Genomic DNA, 16,751 nt, shown 5'->3' on the forward strand with positions numbered 1-16,751 from the left:
GCCGATGGATATTGCCGGATCAACTTCCGTTGGTAGGGATCGTTGCTTCCGCCAGTGCCTCCAGCGCCTCGTTCGCGGCGCGCAATTCTTCCGGCCCGGCCGGCTCCAGCTGGTCGGCCAGCGTGGCCAGTGCCGCGCCGCGCTGCTGCTGCAGGGCGGCAATGGCACGGCCGGCTTCCTGCGGCGAGGCAAAACCGCGGCTCTGCAGCAGGGCGGTGCCGTGCGCATCGAGCAGCTTGAAATAGAACAGCCCGTCGCGCTCGCGGTACTGCTTGAAGCTTGGTTTGGCAACCTTGGCCTTGCGGGCGCCGCCCTTGCCGCTGCCCGCCGCGAGGTTGCGCAGGCCCACGGCATGGCGCAGCTCTGCCATGAAAGGGCGCGACAGCTTGCGGGCCTTCTCGGCGCCGATGAGCAGAATGCGCTCGATTTCCGCCGGGTTGCTCATCAGTTCTTCGTAGCGCGCACGCAGCGGCGCCACTTCGAGGTCGATGCGCTCGAACAGCATCTGCTTCGCGTCGCCCCAGCCGATGCCTTCGGCATAGGCCTTGCGCAGCGCCTCGGTTTCTTCGGCGGTGGCAAAGGCCTGGTAGATCTGGAACAGCGCCGAGCCTTCGGTGTCCTTGGGCTCGCCGGGCGCGCGCGAGTCGGTCACGATGCTGGCAATTTGCTTTTGCAGCTGCGCGCGCGGCGCGAACATTGCAATCGTGTTGCCGTAGCTCTTGCTCATCTTGCGGCCGTCGAGGCCGGGCAGGGTGGCCACCGCATCGTCGATCTCGGCTTCGGGCAGCGTGAAGTGCTCGCCGTACTGGTGGTTGAAGCGCTGCGCCATGTCGCGCGCCATTTCGATGTGCTGCACCTGGTCGCGCCCCACCGGCACCTTGTGCGCGTTGAACATCAGGATGTCGGCGCCCATCAGCACCGGGTACATGAAGAGGCCGGCCGTCACGTCGGCATCCGGGTCTTCGCCCTTGGCGATGTTCTTGTCCAGCTGCGCCTTGTAGGCGTGCGCGCGGTTGAGCACGCCCTTGCCGGTCACGCAGGTGAGGAACCAGGTCAGCTCGGGAATCTCGACGATGTCCGACTGGCGATAGAAGGTGACGCGTTCCGGATCGAGCCCGCAGGCCAGCCAGCTGGCGGCAATCTCGAGCGTGGAGCGCTGGATGAGCGCCGGCTCCTGCACCTTGATGAGCGCGTGGTAGTCGGCCAGGAAGAAAAAGCTCTCGACGCCCGGCGCCACGCTCTGCCGCACCGAATGGCGGATCGAGCCGACGTAATTGCCGAGGTGCGGCGTGCCGGACGGCGTGATGCCGGTCAGCACGCGCAGGGGAGCGGAAGAAGACGTAGCCATGGGAGAGGAACTTAACGCAGCAAAGCCGTGAGCGGTGAGATGAGCAGGTTGATGACGGTGTAGCCGACGTCCATCAGCGGACGCAGCCAGAAGGTGCTGACGATGCCCGCGAGCACCAGCCCCATCACGATGAAGAAGCCGAAAGGCTCGATGCGCGCCAGGAAATTCTGCGCCGCGCCGTTGGGAAGCAGGCCCGCGAGCACGCGGCCGCCGTCGAGCGGGGGCAGCGGAAACAGGTTGAAAGCCCACATCACGAGGTTGACCAGCACGCCGCCCTGCGCCATCTTGATGAAAAAGGTTTCATCCACGCCGGCCGCAATGAGTCCCACCAGCACCAGCGCCCAAAGAATGGCCTGCACGAAATTCGATGCAGGCCCGGCCAGCGCGACCCAGATCATGTCGCGCTTCGGATGGCGCAGGCGCCCGAAATCCACCGGCACCGGTTTGGCGTAACCGAAGAGAAAGGCTCCAGAAGTGGCAAAGTACAGCATCAGCGGCATCAGGATGGTCCCGATGGGGTCGATGTGCTTCATCGGGTTGAGCGTGACGCGGCCCATCGCCTCGGCGGTGTTGTCGCCGAAATGGCGCGCCACATAGCCGTGCGCCGCCTCATGCACCGTGATCGCGAAGACCACGGGCAGTGCGTAAATAAGTACCGTCTGTATCAGGTTGGAAATATCCACTGTGCGATTGTGTCAGACAGAGTGAAAGCTTCGGTGCCGCTTGTCAGAGGCCGAGCACCGCCAGCGCGCCGCGGCCCTGCCGCACCACCACCGGATCGTCGCCCGAGCCCATGGGCGTGAGGTCCACCACGGTGGTGGGCTGCGAAGGGCAGGCGCCCGCGTCGATGACGGCGCCGATCTGCTTCTCGAAGCGCTCGCGAATGGTCTGCGCGTCGTTCAGCGCCTCGGTTTCTCCCGGCGCGATCAGCGTGGTGGCCAGGAGTGGCGCGCCGTGCAGCATCAGCAGTTCGAGCAGCACCTTGTGGTCGGGCACGCGCAGGCCGATGGTCTTGCGCTGAGGGTGGCTCACGCGCCGCGGCACCTCCTTGGTGGCTTCGAGCAGGAAGGTGTAGGGACCGGGCGTGGCGGCCTTCAGCAGCCGGTACTGCTTGTTGTCGACGCGTGCGTAGTTGGCCAGCTCGCTCAGGTCGCGGCAGATCAGCGTGAGGTGATGCTTCTCGTCGACCTGGCGGATGCGGCGCAACTGGTCGACCGCGTCCTTGTCGTCCAGATGGCAGGCCAGCGCGTAGCTCGAATCGGTGGGCACGGCCACGATCTCTCCGCGCTGCAGCAGCGCCGCGGCCTGCTTCAGGAGGCGTTGCTGGGGGTTGTCGGGATGGACTTCGAAGTACTGGGCCATGAAGAAAAGCTCCTGATCAGGATTCCGCCGGCTCGATGGGCACGCGGCGCTCGCGCACGGTGAGCCAGGCGCCGGCCGCGCCGCAGACGGCGATCATCGCCATGCCGATGAGCGAGAAGCGGTCGGGCACGTGCGAAAAAACAAGCCAGCCGCCCAGCATGGCAAAGGCGATCTGCGCATAGAGGTACGGCGTGAGCGTCGAGGCCGGTGCGCGCTGGTAGGCCAGGATGAGTATGAAATGCCCCACCGTGCCCATGAAACCCATCAGGCACAGCAAGGCCCACCAGTGCCACGAGGGCAGGGCCGTCCACACGAAGGGCAGGGTCAGCGAGGCGATCAGCGCGCCGACCCAGCCGGTATAAAAATGCATGGTCAGCGGATTTTCGGTTTGCGCCAGCTTGCTGGTGAGCACCTGGAACCATGCATTGGTCAGCACCAGCCCGACGGGCAGCAGCACGGCCCAGCTGAATGCATCGCCTCCCGGCCGCAGCATGACCAGCGTGCCGATGAAGCCCCCCGCCACCAGCGCCCAGCGCAACGGCGAGACATGCTCCTTGAGCGTGGTGGCCGCGAGCAGCGTGATGACGAGCGGAGCGACCAGCACGATGGAGGTGAACTCGGCCAGCGGCATGTAGCGCAGGCTCAGGAACGCCAGCGTGCTCGACACCAGCAGCAGCGCGCCGCGCAGCAGTTGGTAGCGCGGATGCCGGGTGCGCAGCAGCGCGGTGCCATGCCGCGGCAGCAGCACCGCCGTGGTGGCCACGGCCTGGAAGGCGTAGCGGAACCACACGCCCATGAGAATCGGCACGGCGGCGGTGGACGTCTTGGTGGCGGTGTCGAGCGTGGCAAAGCAGGCCACCGCCACCAGCACCAGGCCGATGCCCGCGAGAATGCGTTCGGATTCGGTGTCGCGCGCCTGGCGCGACATGGCGCGGGCGTTCGCCAGTGCCGCCGTTGCCGCGCTGTCGGTGCCGGGCCCGGGGCTCTGGCTCACTGCCGGATGCGGTCGCTGAGCAGTTCCCACACCGGCGTGAGCGCGCCGGGCAACGGTGGCAGCTTGCCGAGATCGCAATGGCTTTCGTCGGGACTGTGGAAATCGCTGCCGCGCGAAGCGGCGAAATCGAACTCGAGCGCCTTGTCGGCGTACTCGACGTATTCGGCCGTCGTATGGCTGCCGGTGACGACTTCGATCGCCTGCCCGCCATGCGCCTTGAATTCGAGGAACAGCGCGTATTCCTCGTTCGCCGTGAACTTGTAGCGCCCCGGGTGCGCGATGACGGCCATGCCCTTGGCGGCCGTGATCCAGTGCACTGCATCCTTGAGCGAGGCCCAACGGTGCGGCACGTAGCCGGGCTTGCCTTCGGTGAGGAACTTGCGGAACACCTCGGACGTGTCGCGGCAGTGGCCCTGTTCGACCAGGAAGCGCGCGAAGTGGGTGCGCGAGATCAGCTCGGGGTTGCCGACGAACCTGAGCGCGCCTTCGTAGGCGCCGTGGATGCCGACCTTGGCCAGTCCCTCGGACATTTCCTGCGCGCGCTTGCCGCGGCCGCCGCGCGTGTCGTAGAGGCCCTGCGTCATCGCGGCGTCGTCGGGGTCGAAGCCCAGGCCGACGATGTGCACGGTCTCGTTGGCGAAGGTCACCGAGATCTCGGTGCCGGTGAGATAGCGGATGCCGTTGGCGCGTGCCGCGGCGGCTGCGCGGTGCTGGCCGCCGACCTCGTCGTGGTCGGTGAGCGACCAGAGTTCGACGCCGTTGGCTGCCGCGCGCGCAGCCAGTTCTTCGGGCGTCAGGGTGCCGTCGGAAACCACGGAATGGCAGTGCAGATCGGCATTGAGAATAGTGGACACATCGTCATTCTATTGGGTCTGGAACATCGATGCAGGCGCATGGATGCTATTGCGGTTGCTATTAAATAAATAGCATTACTGCGGCCGCCGATGCGGCTCAGCGCTTCTTGCGGAAAGCCGCCCAGGCCGCCACCGCGGTGAAGCTCGCGACGATTGCCACGACGATCCAGAACCCGTGCTTGTGCTCGGCCAGCGGAATGCCGCCCACGTTCATTCCAAACAGGCCCGCGAGGATGTTGATCGGCAGCGCGAGCACGGTGACCACCGTCAGCACGAACAGGCTGCGGTTGTTGTCCTCGTTCACGTTGGCGGCAATTTCTTCCTGCAGCAGCTTGATGCGCTCCTGCAGTGCCTGCATGTCGCGCAGCACCACCGAGAACTCCTCGGTCGATCCGCGCAGCTCCTGCACGTCGGGCTCGGACATCCAGCCTGGCGGCCCTTGCAGCAGCCGGAAGAGGGCGGCGGGTTCGGGCGCCAGCAGCCGCTGAAGCCGCACCAGCAGCCGGCGCAGCACGCCGAGCCGCGCGCGCTTGTGGTCGAGCCGGCCGGCAAGCAGCTCGTCCTCGATGCGGTCGATGCGCGAAGTGACGCCGCGCACGATCTTCACCAGCACGTCGGCCTGCGCGCGCAGCAGGTGCTCGAGCAGCTCCGTGCTCGAGCGCGGCGCATCCCCGGCCTTGACCGCCGTGCGCAGCGCATCGACCGAGCGCAGCGGCTTGGCGCGCGCCGTGACCACCAGGCGCGGTCCCACGCTGATCCAGAGCGTGGAGATGTCCGAGGGCTCGAAGCTGAACTCGAAGTGCACGTCGTTGATGACCGCGATCAGCGAATCGTCGGCGCGCTCGATGCGCGTGGAGGGCAGGCCCTCGTGCAGCGTTTCGTAGAAGGTGTCGGAGAGCTGCGCGTGGCGCAACAGCCAACGCTCGGCCTGGGCGTGGCTCAGGTTGAAGTGCAGCCACAGGAAAGCGGGGGAGCTCGCGCGGCCCGACGCTGCGCTCGGGCCGTCTTGTACCGAGCCGGTGTCCAGCCAGGCCGCGGCCTGCGCCGAATCGATGGCCCGCACAGGCTCCGGCGCATCGGCGTCGAACAGGTAGCCGCAGATCAGCCCGGCTTCGTCGCCGCCGTACGAATTGGCGGCCAGGTCATGGAGTGCCGGCAAGGTGCGAGTGGATCAGGAAAGACAAAAGGGTGTGTCCCGGATGGTGTTCGCCATATATGACAACTTCGTGTCGGTCGATTGCGGGCTGTCACGCAACGGTCATGCGCGGCGGGCAGCATGCTTTGTTCTACCCTCACCTCTTCACCTTGCCATGATGCTGACGAGCGCACTTCCAGACCATGAAGACCTGATGCAACGCATCGCCCGCGACCTGATCGACAGCTATGACGAAGAGCTCGAGCTGGAAATCGAGGACCGCAACATCGACGGGCTCGACCCCGCGGCGCATACCACCGACAAGGCCGCCCGCCAGGCCTACTTCAAGGAGCTGTTCCGCCTGCAGGGCGAGCTCGTGAAGCTGCAGGACTGGGTGCAGCACAGCAAGCAGAAGGTGGTCATTCTTTTCGAAGGCCGCGACGCGGCGGGCAAGGGCGGCGTCATCAAGCGCATCACCCAGCGCCTGAACCCGCGCGTGGCGCGCGTGGCCGCGCTGCCCGCGCCCAACGACCGGGAGCGCACGCAGTGGTACTTCCAGCGCTACGCCGCGCACCTGCCGGCCGCCGGCGAGATGGTGCTGTTCGACCGCAGCTGGTACAACCGTGCCGGCGTCGAGCGCGTGATGGGCTTTTGCAGCGACGACGAATACGAAGAGTTCTTCCGCACCGTGCCGGAGTTCGAGAAGATGCTGGTGCGCTCGGGCATCAAGCTCATCAAGTACTGGTTCTCCATCACCGACGAGGAGCAGCACATGCGCTTTCTCGGCCGGATTCACGATCCGCTCAAGCAATGGAAGCTGAGCCCCATGGACCTCGAAAGCCGCCGCCGCTGGGAGGAATACACCAAGGCCAAAGAGATCATGCTGGAGCGCACGCATATTCCCGAAGCGCCCTGGTGGGTGGTGCAGGCGGTCGACAAGAAGAAGGCGCGGCTGAACTGCATCAGCCATCTTCTGGGCCAGCTGCCCTACCAGGAAGTGCCGCATCCACCCGTCGAACTGCCGGCGCGCGAGCGCCATGCGGACTACCTGCGCCAACCTGTGCCGGCCCACATGGTCGTGCCGGAAATCTACTGAGGCTTGGCGGCCGTTTGGCCGGCCGGCGCTTTGCCCTCACACTGCGCCCATGGTCCGTCGTTCCACTGCTTCTTTGTTCGCCCGCGCCTACGAGCGCAACCTGAAGGCACTCACCAAGCTCACGCTCAGCAACAGCAAGCGCGTGTCGGGTCAGGTGCAGCGCGCGACCGCCAAGCGGCTCAAGCCGCCGCCGGGCAGGGGCGACTGGCTCAGCGGCATGGCGCTGGGCCCCGGCGGTGCACGCGGCTATCACTTGTTTCGTCCCGTCGACCTGAAGCTCGCGCCCGGCGAAAAGCTGCCGCTCATGGTCATGCTGCACGGCTGCGGCCAGACGGGGCGCGACTTTGCGGCCAGCACGCGCATGAATGCGCTGGCCGTGCGGCAGCGCTTCCTGGTGCTGTACCTGGAGCAGGACAGGCTGGCCCACCCCCAAGGTTGCTGGAACTGGTATGAGCGCCGCTCGGGCAAGGCCGATGCCGAGGCCGCCACGTTGATGGCGGCCATCGACCAGGCCTGCGTGCTGTATCCGGTCGACCGCGAGCGCATTGCACTGGCCGGCCTCTCGGCCGGTGCCAGCATGGCGGCGCTGCTGGCCACGCGCTATCCGCTGCGCTTTCGCGCCGTGGTCATGCATTCGGGCGTGGCGCCGGGTGCGGCAAAGTCTTCGGCGACGGCCCTCGGCGCAATGCGCGGGCAGCACACGCCGCCCATGCCGTCCACCGCGGTCGGCAAGGCGATGGGCGCGGCCGCCGTTTTTGCGACCCTGCCGCCGATGCTGGTGCTGCACGGCACCGCCGATGCCGTGGTGGCGCCGAGCAATGCCGCCAGCAGTGCGGCCGTGTGGGCCACGGCCATGGGGGCGAAGCCGGGGCCGCCGCGCACGCTCCAGCGCGGCAAGCGCCACCCCATGCAGGTGACCGAGTTCCGGCGCAAAGGCCGCACGGTGGTCACGCTGTGCGAGATTGCCCGCCTGGGGCACGCGTGGAGTGGCGGTGCTTCCCGGCTGCTTTTCAGCGACCCGGACGGGCCCGATGCCACGCGCATGGTCTGGGCCTTTGCGGCGGCGCAGTTCAAGCTTGTGGCCAAGGCCTGAGCCGCGCCTTGCAGCCAGCGGCTAGGCCACGGCGCCATCGCGCGCCGCCGCACGCCATGCGCCGGGCGCCATGCCCATCCTGCGCTTGAAGGCCTTGCTGAACGCGGCTTCCGACTCGTAGCCCACCGCACCGGCAATCGTGCCGACCGCGGCATGGCCCTGGCCGAGCATGTTGCCGGCCTTGAACATGCGCCAATGCGTGAGGTACTCCAGCGGCGCCTGGCCGACCCGTTCGCGGAAGCGCTGTGCAAAGGCCGAACGCGACAGGCTGGCGGCCGAGGCCAGCGTTTCAACCGTCCAGCCACGCGCCATGTCCTTGTGCATGGCGCGCAGCGCGGGCCCGATGCGCGCGTCGGCCAGTGCCCCCAGCCAGCCCGTTTGCTGCTGGCCTTCTGCCGCGACGTGCGCACGCACCGCCTGCACGAACACGATGTCGGCCAGCCGGCTCACGAGCAGGCCCGAGCCCAGGCCCGGCTCGCCCGTTTCCATTGCAAGCAGCTGCAAGGTGCCTTGCAGCGCGATGGCGCGCGCCTGTTCCATCTTCACGTGCAGCAGCACGGGCAGCAGATCGAGCAGCGGCCGTGCCGCGCGCTGGTCGAAATGGAACCAGCCGCAGATGACCGAAGCCGCGGTGCCCGTGCCGCCGAGCTCGACCACGCCGCCGATGCGGTCGCGCACCACCGAGGCGCAGCTGACCGTGGGCGTGTTCGGATGGTCGCGCAGCACATAGGGCGTGCCGTGCGCGAGCACATAGCAGTCGCCCGCGGCCAGTGCCACCGGCTGCGCCACGCCCGGCACTTCGAGCAGGCAGCTGCCGCGCACCACCAGGCCGAATCGCGCGCTCTCGCCGCCCGCCAGGCTCACGCCCCACGGCGTGCGCGCCTCGAGCCGCGCATAGAGCGCGCTGCGTACGCGCATGGCGGCGAACACGTCATCGAGCGGGTCCATGGAGGCTCCTGTGGCAGTGGACGAATGGACAAGATTGTCGGCTTTGCAGGCATTCATTGTCCACCCATGGCGTCAGAAACTGCGGTCTCGCGCTTTCGCTTCACTCAACTCACAAGGACCGAGGATCATGACCGCCAGCCCCTCTTTTGCCGAACTCGCCGATCGCTACGTCGCGGTCTGGAATGAGACCGACCCCGCCGCGCGCCGCGCCGCCATCGCCGGGCTATGGGTGCCCGAAGGCGAGCACTACGTGCGCACCCTGCGGGTCAAGGGCCATGAGGCGCTGGAGCAGCGCGTCATCGGATCGCACGAGAAGAACGTGCAGGGCGGAGGTTTTCGTTTTGCGTCCGCGGGCGACGTGCAACTGCTGCATGACGCCGTGATGTTTCATTGGCACATGGTTCCGGCCGAGGGTGGCCCCATTGCCGCGCTCGGCCTCGAGTTTCTCGTGCTCGCGGAAGACGGGCGCATCGCGGTGGACTACCAGTTCATCCTGCCGACGCCCGCTGCCTGAGTGCCGGCCATGACCTCCGGGGTCATTGCCCCGGCGCCGCTCCATCCCAACACTCGAACCCATCATGTCGCACTCATCGAACATCGCTGCTTCGGCAGCAGCGCTCAATTCCGCCACCGCGCAACCCGGCAGATGGGCTCTGTGGGTCATGCTCAGCGGCACCTTCCTGGTGGTGCTGGACTTCTTCATCGTCAACGTCGCGCTGCCTTCGATGCAGCGCGAGCTCCACGCCTCGGCGGGGACCTTGCAGATGGTGGTGGCCGGCTACGGCCTGGCCACGGCCGCGGGGTTGATCACCGGCGGGCGGCTCGGCGACCTGTTCGGCCGCCGCCGCATGTTCATGCTGGGCCTGCTGCTGTTCACGCTCGCTTCTGCCGCATGCGGCCTGGCGCCGAATGCCGACCTGCTGGTGGCGGCCCGCGTGCTGCAGGGACTGGCCGGCGCACTGTTGCAGCCGCAGGTGCTGGCGATGATCGGGCTGGCCTACACGGGCGAAAGCCGTGCGCGCGCCTTCGCGGCTTATGGGCTCACGCTGGGCCTGGGCGCCACGCTCGGCCAGCTGGTCGGCGGGCTGCTGATCCATGCCGACCTGGGCGGGCTCAGCTGGCGCAGCTGCTTTCTCATCAACTTGCCGATCGGCCTGTTGGCGCTGGCGCTTGCACCGCGCGTCATTCCTCCGCTGGCGAACGGCGGCAACGGTGCCGGGAGCCGGCTGGACATCGCCGGCATGCTGCTGGCCGCCGCCGGCTCGGTGGCCGTGGTGCTGCCGCTGGTCGAAGGCCGCGAGCAAGGTTGGCCGCTTTGGAGCTGGCTCTGTCTTGCGGCGGCGGCGCCGCTGCTGGCCGTGTTCGCGCGCCAGCAGCGCCGTCTCGCGGCGCGCGGCGGCGCACCGCTGGTGGCGCCCACGCTGCTGGCCGACAGGCGCTTCGTCACGGGGCTTCTCACCACGCTGGCCTTCTACGTGGGCAATGCGTCGCTCTATTTCGTGCTGGCTCTCTATCTCCAGCAAGGACTCGCGCTGGACCCGCTCAGCTCCGGCCTCGTCTTCACCGCCTTGGCAATCGGCTTCTTCGCCACCTCGATGGCCGGTGCGCGCCTGGCACGCCGCTTCGGCGGCAAGCCGCCCATCGCACTCGGTGCCCTCGTGCTGGCCATGGGGCATGCGCTGCAGCTCGTCAACGTGGCAGGCTGGCTGGGCCATTCTCACGTGGTCGCGTGGATGGTGCCCCTGCTGGTCGTTCAGGGCGCCGGCCTCGGCATGGTGATGGCCCCGCTGGTGTCCACCGTGCTGGCCGGCCTGCCGCCCCAGCATGCGGGCGTGGCCTCGGGCGTGCTGGCGATGGTGCAGCAGGCGAGCAACGCGCTGGGAGTGGCGTTGATCGGCATCCTGTTCTATGGACGGCTGGGCGGCGTGGCCGATGCGCCCGGCCATGGCGCAGCGTTTGCAGTGGCGCTGGCGTACCTGATGGCGTCGGCCCTGCTGGTGGCGGTGCTGCATCGGCGAGGCAGCCGGATGCAGCCGGCGAGGGAGTGAAAGCGCCGCGCCGTCGCCGCGCTGAGTACCTCCGTGTACGCCACCCGGCGTATTTCTCGCGGGCGGGCGAATCCGCAGACTCCCCTCCATCGTCCGGCCAGCCGGCGACAAAGGTTTCAACCACCCTGGAGCAGGAGTCCACATGCAACGTCGTTTCACACTCAAGGCGCTCACCGCCGCCGTCGCCCTGGCCAGCATCTCTGCTGCGCCGGCCTTTGCCGCCGACACCATCAAGGTCGGCGTGCTGCACTCGCTGTCGGGCACGATGGCCATCTCGGAAACCGTGTTGAAAGACACGGTGCTGATGGCCATCGAAGACATCAACAAGAAGGGCGGCGTGCTGGGCAAGCAGCTCGAGCCCGTGGTGGTCGACCCGGCTTCCAACTGGCCGCTGTTCGCCGAAAAGACGAAGCAGCTGCTCGGCCAGGACAAGGTGTCGGTGATCTTCGGCTGCTGGACCTCGGTGTCGCGCAAGTCGGTGCTGCCGGTGGTCGAGGAAATGAACGGCCTCCTGTTCTACCCCGTGCAATACGAAGGCGAAGAGCTCTCCAAGAACGTGTTCTACACGGGCGCCGCGCCCAACCAGCAAGCCATTCCGGCCGTCGACTACCTGATGAGCAAGGAAGGCGGCGGCGCCAAGCGCTGGGTGCTGCTGGGCACCGACTACGTGTACCCCCGCACCACCAACAAGATCCTGCGCGCCTACCTGAAGAGCAAGGGCGTGAAGGACACCGACATCGACGAGAAGTACACCCCCTTCGGCCACAGCGACTACCAGACCATCGTCGCCGACATCAAGAAGTTCTCGGCCGGCGGCAAGACGGCCGTGGTGTCGACCATCAACGGCGACTCCAACGTGCCGTTCTACAAGGAACTCGGCAACGCAGGCCTCAAGGCCAAGGACGTGCCGGTGGTGGCCTTCTCGGTGGGTGAAGAAGAACTGCGCGGCGTGGACACCAAGCCGCTGGTCGGCCACCTGGCCGCATGGAACTACTTCATGAGCATCAAGAACCCGACCAACACGGCGTTCATCAAGCAGTGGAGCGACTACGCCAAGGCCAAGAACATCGCCGGCCACAAGGACAAGCCGCTCACCAACGACCCGATGGAAGCCACCTGGATCGGCATCCACATGTGGAAGCAGGCGGTCGAGAAGGCCAAGAGCACCGACACCGACAAGGTGATCGCGGCGATGGCCGGCCAGACCTTCACGGCGCCCTCGGGCATCGTCTCGAAGATGGACGAGAAGAATCATCACCTGCACAAGAGCGTGTTCATCGGCGAGATCAAGGCCGACGGCCAGTTCAGCGTGGTGTGGAAGACGCCGGGCCCGGTCAAGGCCAAGCCGTGGAGCCCGTACATCGAAGGCAACGACAAGAAGCCTGACCAGCCGGCCGGCAAGTCGCTGTAATTCATCGGCAAGTCCCTTGCCTTGCTCCCTCTCCCCAAGGGGAGAGGGGGCACACGAAACTCACCATGCTTCGACGACCCCTTCACTGTGCACTCGCCGCCATGCTCCTCATGGCATCGGCCGTCCACGCGCTGACCGCCGACGAAGCCAAGGCCATCGCCTCCGGCGAATCCGAATCCCGTATTTCCGCGCTCAACAAGGCCGTGCTCACGGCCGACGACAAGACCGCCGCCTTCATTCAGGCCATGTCCGAGGACGCGGTCAAGTACACCGAAGACAAGGTCTTCGTGATGAAGGACGACAAGGGCTACGACCCCGTGACCGGCGCCGAACTGAAGGTGCCCGACACGGCCGAGGATGTAGTCAACAACAACCTCATGCGCGGCGCGCTCGATGCCGCGCAGGCCGCGCTCAAGCTCACGAGCAAGGACGACGCGGTGCGCGCCGAAGCCGCGCAGGCGCTCTTCAAGGAGCCCGACGAATCGCGCATTCCGATGGTCGAGAAGGCGTTGGCCGCCGAGACCAACCCCGGCATCAAGGCGCAGCTCCAACTGGTGCGCGCCGCCAGCATGCTCACCAGCACCGACAAGGCCAAGCGCCTGGCCGCGGCCAAGGAGCTCGGCGCCAACAGCAGCCCCGACACCAAGCTGCTGCTCAACCAGCGCCTTGCCGACGAGACCGAAGCGGACGTCAAGGCCGCCATCGTCGCTTCCATTGCCAGCATCGACGGCTCGCTGGTGTGGGGCGACCGCATCAACGCGGTGTTCAGCGGCATCAGCCTGGGCTCGGTGCTGCTGCTCGCCGCGCTCGGCCTGGCCATCACCTACGGCCTGATGGGCGTCATCAACATGGCGCACGGCGAGCTGATGATGATCGGCGCCTACGCCACCTACGTGATGCAGGGCATCTTCCAGCGCTACATGCCCGAGGCGGCTTTCGGCTGGTACCTGGTGGCGGCCATTCCGGTGGCTTTCCTGAGTTCGGCGCTGGTGGGCGCGGTGCTCGAACGCGGCGTGATCCGCTTCCTGTACGGCCGCCCGCTCGAAACGCTGCTCGCCACCTGGGGCATCAGCCTGATGCTGCAGCAGCTCGTGCGCTCGCTGTTCGGCGCGCAGAACGTCGGCGTGGAAAACCCCGGCTGGATGAGCGGCGGCTTCACCATGCTGAGCAACGTCACGCTGCCGTGGAACCGCATCTGCATCATCATCTTCGCCGTGCTGGTGCTGCTTGCCATGGGCTGGCTCATCGGCCGCACGCGGCTCGGCCTCTTCGTGCGCGGCGTGACGCAGAACCGACCCATTGCCTCCTGCATGGGCGTGAACACCGCGCGCATCGACACCTACGCCTTCGCGCTCGGCTCCGGCATCGCCGGCCTCGCGGGCTGCGCCCTGAGCCAGATCGGCAACGTCGGCCCCGACCTCGGCCAGAGCTACATCGTCGACAGCTTCATGGTGGTCGTGATGGGCGGCGTGGGCCAGCTCGCCGGCACGGTGTATGCGGCCATGGGGCTGGGCATTCTCAACAAGTTCATCGAAGGTTGGGCGGGCGCGGTGCTCGCGAAGATCGCGGTGCTTGTCTTCATCATCATCTTCATTCAAAAGAGACCTCAGGGCATCTTCGCCATGAAGGGCCGGAGCGCGGAAGCATGAGCAAGGTCGTATTGCCAACCAAGGGGCCGCTTCTGAGCGGCAAGGGCTGGACAGCCTTCTTCGTCGCGCTGATCGTGGTCTGCGCGGTGGCGCCGGTGCTCAACATGGTGGTGCCGGCCGGCAGCCCGCTGCACATGAGCGACTACGCCGTGGCGCTGGTCGGCAAGATCATGTGCTACGCCATCTGCGCGCTGGCCATGGACCTGATCTGGGGCTACACCGGCATCCTCTCGCTGGGCCATGGTCTCTTCTTCGCGCTCGGCGGCTACATGATGGGCATGTACCTCATGCGCCAGATCGGCCGCGACGGCAACTACAAGAGCGACCTGCCGGACTTCATGGTGTTTCTCGACTGGAAGACGCTGCCCTGGCACTGGACCTTCAGCGACAGCTTCATTGCCACGCTCGTCCTCATCGTCGCGGTGCCGGGCCTCATCGCCTTCGTGTTCGGCTTCTTCGCGTTCCGCTCGCGCATCAAGGGCGTGTATTTCTCGATCATCACGCAGGCCATGACCTTCGCGGCCATGCTGCTGTTCTTCCGCAACGAAACAGGCTTCGGCGGCAACAACGGCTTCACCGATTTCAAGCGCATCCTGGGCATTCCGATCGCCACGCAGGAAATGCGCATGACGCTCTTCGCGCTCACGGGCCTCACGCTGCTGGGTTTCTTCCTCTTTGCCAGGTGGCTCATCGGCAGCAAGTTCGGCCGCGTGCTGCAGGCCATCCGCGATGCCGAAACGCGCGTGATGTTCTCGGGCTACAACCCGCTGCCCTACAAGCTCACGATCTGGGTCATCTCGGCCATCATGTGCGGCGTGGCGGGCGCGCTGTATGTGCCGCAGGTCGGCATCATCAACCCGGGCGAGATGAGCGCAGCCAACTCCATCGAGATCGCGATCTGGGCCGCGGTGGGCGGGCGCGCAACGCTCATCGGTCCGATCATCGGCGCCTTCATCGTCAACGGCGCAAAGAGCTGGCTGACGGTGGCGTACCCCGAGTATTGGCTGTACTTCCTGGGCGCCTTGTTCATTGCTGTCACGCTGTTCCTGCCGAACGGCATCGTGGGTCTGGTGCGCAAGTGGCTGTCGAGGGAGAAGGCGCCGGCCGCACCGAGCGCCGGCCGTGAAGAAGCGCAGCGCGCCATGGCGGCCGCGCAGGGCGTGGAGCCGGAGGCACTGCATGGGCCGCTGGCCGCCGAAGTGAAGGGAGCGCGCGCATGACGCCCGACCTGATGGAAGCCGGCGCCGAGCGCGCCGCCCGCGCCAGGGGCATCCCGTATGTGAGCGGCAGCACCGAGTCCGGCGGCCGTTCCGCCGACTTCGGGCGCATTGCAACGCCGGGCGAGGTCGACGTAACGCACGGCCGTATCCTCTATCTCGAAGACGTGAGCGTGAGCTTCGACGGATTCAAGGCCATCAACAAGCTGTCGCTCGACATTGCGCCGGGCGAGCTGCGCTGCATCATCGGCCCGAACGGTGCGGGCAAGACGACGATGATGGACATCATCACCGGCAAGACGCGGCCGGATGAAGGCACGGTTTTCTTCGGCAGCACCATCGACCTGCTGCGCCATCGCGAAGCCGACATTGCGCAGCTGGGCATCGGCCGCAAGTTCCAGAAGCCGACGGTGTTCGAGCACCTCACCGTGTTCGAGAACCTCGAACTCGCGCTCAAGACCGACAAGGGTGTTCGCGCGTCGATGCTGTTCAGGCTCGACTCGGCGCAGAGCGACCGGCTCGCCGAAGTGCTGCAAACCATTCACCTGGCCGACAGCGTGTCGCGCCTGGCCGGCAACCTGAGCCATGGCCAGAAGCAGTGGCTCGAAATCGGCATGCTGCTGATGCAGGACCCGAAACTGCTGCTGCTCGACGAGCCGGTGGCCGGCATGACCGACGAGGAAACCGCCCGCACGGCAGAGCTGTTCCTCTCGCTCAAGGGCAAGCATTCGCTGATGGTGGTGGAGCACGACATGAGCTTCATCCGCACCATCTCCGAGATCGTCACGGTGCTGTGCGATGGGTCTGTGCTGGCGCAAGGCACTCTGGACGAAGTGCAGGCCGACGAGCGCGTGATCGAGGTTTACCTGGGCCGCTGAGGAATCGATTCCATGCTGACAGTCAAGAACATCCACCAGTACTACGGCGGCTCCCACATCCTCCGCGACGTGAGTTTCGAGGCCACGCCCGGCAAGGTCACCGTGCTGCTGGGCCGCAACGGCGTTGGCAAGACCACGCTGCTCAAGTCGCTCATGGGCCTCGTTCCCATCAAGAGCGGCAGCATCGAGCTCGAAGGCAAGCCGATTCACAAGGCCACGCCTTATGAAAGAGCAAGAGCCGGCATCGGCTTTGTCCCCCAAGGCCGAGAGATCTTTGCCAGGCTCACGGTCGAAGAAAACCTGCGCATGGGCCTGGCCTACAAGAGCGGCAGCACGCCCATTCCGTCGGAACTGTTCGACCTGTTCCCGGTGCTCAAGCAGATGATCAACCGCCGCGGCGGCGACCTTTCGGGCGGGCAGCAGCAGCAGTTGGCCATCGCACGCGCGCTGGCTCCCAAGCCCAAGCTGCTGATCCTCGACGAGCCGACCGAAGGCATCCAGCCCAGCATCATCAAGGACATCGGCCGCGTCATCCGCATGCTGGCCGACCGGGGCGACATGGCCATCGTGCTCTGCGAGCAGTACTACGACTTTGCCCAGGAGCTGGCCGACGACTACCTCGTGATGGAACGCGGCGAAGTGATCGCGCGCGGCCTCGGCAAGGACATGGAAGCGCAGGGCGTGCGCCAGCTCGTGGCGATTTAGGCAGCCGGCTGGC

16 protein-coding genes are annotated in these 16,751 nt (G+C 66.6%); 9 read left to right on the forward strand and 7 right to left on the reverse strand.

Annotated elements, in window-relative coordinates; translation table 11 throughout:
- Positions 1–19 precede the first annotated feature (19 nt).
- The 6 genes from ACAM55_RS05145 to ACAM55_RS05170 all read right to left on the reverse strand — a co-directional run bounded on the left by ACAM55_RS05145 (position 20) and on the right by ACAM55_RS05170 (position 5,717).
- Positions 20–1,348, reverse strand: coding sequence for a tryptophan--tRNA ligase (locus ACAM55_RS05145; RefSeq protein WP_369654972.1), 1,329 nt, complete (start codon positions 1,346–1,348; stop codon positions 20–22).
- Positions 1,349–1,359: 11 nt separating this feature from the next.
- A complete protein-coding gene (locus ACAM55_RS05150; RefSeq protein WP_369654973.1) occupies positions 1,360–2,031 on the reverse strand; it encodes a site-2 protease family protein in 672 nt (223 codons plus the stop codon).
- A 43-nt stretch (positions 2,032–2,074) separates the two neighbouring features.
- A complete protein-coding gene (locus tag ACAM55_RS05155) occupies positions 2,075–2,710 on the reverse strand; it encodes an L-threonylcarbamoyladenylate synthase (protein WP_307641132.1) in 636 nt (211 codons plus the stop codon).
- 16 nt (positions 2,711–2,726) lie between these two features.
- Positions 2,727–3,704, reverse strand: a complete 978-nt coding sequence (locus tag ACAM55_RS05160; protein ID WP_369654974.1) for a DMT family transporter — start codon at positions 3,702–3,704, stop codon at positions 2,727–2,729.
- Positions 3,701–4,558, reverse strand: a complete 858-nt coding sequence (locus ACAM55_RS05165) for a 3',5'-nucleoside bisphosphate phosphatase (protein ID WP_369654975.1) — start codon at positions 4,556–4,558, stop codon at positions 3,701–3,703. The genes ACAM55_RS05160 and ACAM55_RS05165 overlap by 4 nt, the downstream gene beginning before the upstream one ends.
- 97 nt (positions 4,559–4,655) lie before the next feature.
- Positions 4,656–5,717: a transporter gene (locus ACAM55_RS05170; RefSeq protein ID WP_369654976.1), complete on the reverse strand. Its 1,062-nt coding sequence runs from the start codon at positions 5,715–5,717 to the stop codon at positions 4,656–4,658.
- A gap of 151 nt (positions 5,718–5,868) precedes the next feature.
- Between ACAM55_RS05170 and ppk2 the strand changes: the two genes are divergently transcribed.
- Together ppk2 and ACAM55_RS05180 are read left to right on the forward strand one after the other, a co-directional pair.
- Complete coding sequence (ppk2, locus tag ACAM55_RS05175; protein ID WP_369654977.1) at positions 5,869–6,789, forward strand: polyphosphate kinase 2; 921 nt, start codon at positions 5,869–5,871, stop codon at positions 6,787–6,789.
- 49 nt (positions 6,790–6,838) lie between these two features.
- Positions 6,839–7,882, forward strand: a complete 1,044-nt coding sequence (locus ACAM55_RS05180; protein WP_369654978.1) for a PHB depolymerase family esterase — start codon at positions 6,839–6,841, stop codon at positions 7,880–7,882.
- Positions 7,883–7,903: 21 nt separating this feature from the next.
- Here the strand turns inward: ACAM55_RS05180 and ACAM55_RS05185 are convergent, their stop codons facing one another.
- Positions 7,904–8,830 carry an AraC family transcriptional regulator gene (locus tag ACAM55_RS05185; protein ID WP_369654979.1) on the reverse strand — a complete coding sequence of 309 codons (927 nt, stop codon included), beginning with the start codon at positions 8,828–8,830 and terminating at the stop codon, positions 7,904–7,906.
- A gap of 127 nt (positions 8,831–8,957) precedes the next feature.
- On the opposite strand from ACAM55_RS05185, the gene ACAM55_RS05190 reads away from it, so the two are divergent.
- The 7 genes from ACAM55_RS05190 (at position 8,958) to urtE (ending at position 16,738) form a co-directional block, all read left to right on the forward strand.
- Positions 8,958–9,344 carry a hypothetical protein gene (locus tag ACAM55_RS05190; protein WP_369654980.1) on the forward strand — a complete coding sequence of 129 codons (387 nt, stop codon included), beginning with the start codon at positions 8,958–8,960 and terminating at the stop codon, positions 9,342–9,344.
- A gap of 64 nt (positions 9,345–9,408) precedes the next feature.
- On the forward strand, positions 9,409–10,878 hold the full coding sequence (locus ACAM55_RS05195) for an MFS transporter (RefSeq protein ID WP_369654981.1): 1,470 nt from the start codon (positions 9,409–9,411) through the stop codon (positions 10,876–10,878).
- Positions 10,879–11,020: 142 nt separating this feature from the next.
- On the forward strand, positions 11,021–12,289 hold the full coding sequence (urtA, locus tag ACAM55_RS05200) for an urea ABC transporter substrate-binding protein (RefSeq protein ID WP_307580687.1): 1,269 nt from the start codon (positions 11,021–11,023) through the stop codon (positions 12,287–12,289).
- A gap of 101 nt (positions 12,290–12,390) precedes the next feature.
- A complete protein-coding gene (urtB, locus tag ACAM55_RS05205; RefSeq protein WP_369654982.1) occupies positions 12,391–13,938 on the forward strand; it encodes an urea ABC transporter permease subunit UrtB in 1,548 nt (515 codons plus the stop codon).
- A complete protein-coding gene (gene urtC / locus ACAM55_RS05210; protein ID WP_369654983.1) occupies positions 13,935–15,158 on the forward strand; it encodes an urea ABC transporter permease subunit UrtC in 1,224 nt (407 codons plus the stop codon). Before urtB ends, urtC begins: the two co-directional genes overlap by 4 nt.
- Complete coding sequence (urtD, locus tag ACAM55_RS05215; RefSeq protein WP_369654984.1) at positions 15,155–16,033, forward strand: urea ABC transporter ATP-binding protein UrtD; 879 nt, start codon at positions 15,155–15,157, stop codon at positions 16,031–16,033. The genes urtC and urtD overlap by 4 nt, the downstream gene beginning before the upstream one ends.
- Positions 16,034–16,045: 12 nt before the next feature.
- Positions 16,046–16,738 (forward strand): urea ABC transporter ATP-binding subunit UrtE, encoded by a 693-nt coding sequence (urtE, locus tag ACAM55_RS05220; protein WP_369654985.1) that lies wholly within the window; start codon positions 16,046–16,048, stop codon positions 16,736–16,738.
- Positions 16,739–16,751 lie beyond the last annotated feature (13 nt).

This window comes from Variovorax sp. V213 (assembly GCF_041154455.1).
GTDB lineage: Bacteria > Pseudomonadota > Gammaproteobacteria > Burkholderiales > Burkholderiaceae_C > Variovorax.

Bases quoted from the DNA above. Each gene is read 5' to 3' on its own strand.
- urtB (WP_369654982.1), top strand. From the start codon at position 12,391: ATGCTCCTCATGGCATCGGCCGTCCACGCGCTGACCGCCGACGAAGCC.
- ACAM55_RS05155 (WP_307641132.1), bottom strand. From the start codon at position 2,710: ATGGCCCAGTACTTCGAAGTCCATCCCGACAACCCCCAGCAACGCCTC.
- urtC (WP_369654983.1), top strand. From the start codon at position 13,935: ATGAGCAAGGTCGTATTGCCAACCAAGGGGCCGCTTCTGAGCGGCAAG.
- ACAM55_RS05145 (WP_369654972.1), bottom strand. From the start codon at position 1,348: ATGGCTACGTCTTCTTCCGCTCCCCTGCGCGTGCTGACCGGCATCACG.
- ACAM55_RS05180 (WP_369654978.1), top strand. From the start codon at position 6,839: ATGGTCCGTCGTTCCACTGCTTCTTTGTTCGCCCGCGCCTACGAGCGC.
- urtD (WP_369654984.1), top strand. From the start codon at position 15,155: ATGACGCCCGACCTGATGGAAGCCGGCGCCGAGCGCGCCGCCCGCGCC.
- ACAM55_RS05185 (WP_369654979.1), bottom strand. From the start codon at position 8,830: ATGGACCCGCTCGATGACGTGTTCGCCGCCATGCGCGTACGCAGCGCG.
- ACAM55_RS05190 (WP_369654980.1), top strand. From the start codon at position 8,958: ATGACCGCCAGCCCCTCTTTTGCCGAACTCGCCGATCGCTACGTCGCG.
- ppk2 (WP_369654977.1), top strand. From the start codon at position 5,869: ATGATGCTGACGAGCGCACTTCCAGACCATGAAGACCTGATGCAACGC.
- urtE (WP_369654985.1), top strand. From the start codon at position 16,046: ATGCTGACAGTCAAGAACATCCACCAGTACTACGGCGGCTCCCACATC.
- ACAM55_RS05195 (WP_369654981.1), top strand. From the start codon at position 9,409: ATGTCGCACTCATCGAACATCGCTGCTTCGGCAGCAGCGCTCAATTCC.
- urtA (WP_307580687.1), top strand. From the start codon at position 11,021: ATGCAACGTCGTTTCACACTCAAGGCGCTCACCGCCGCCGTCGCCCTG.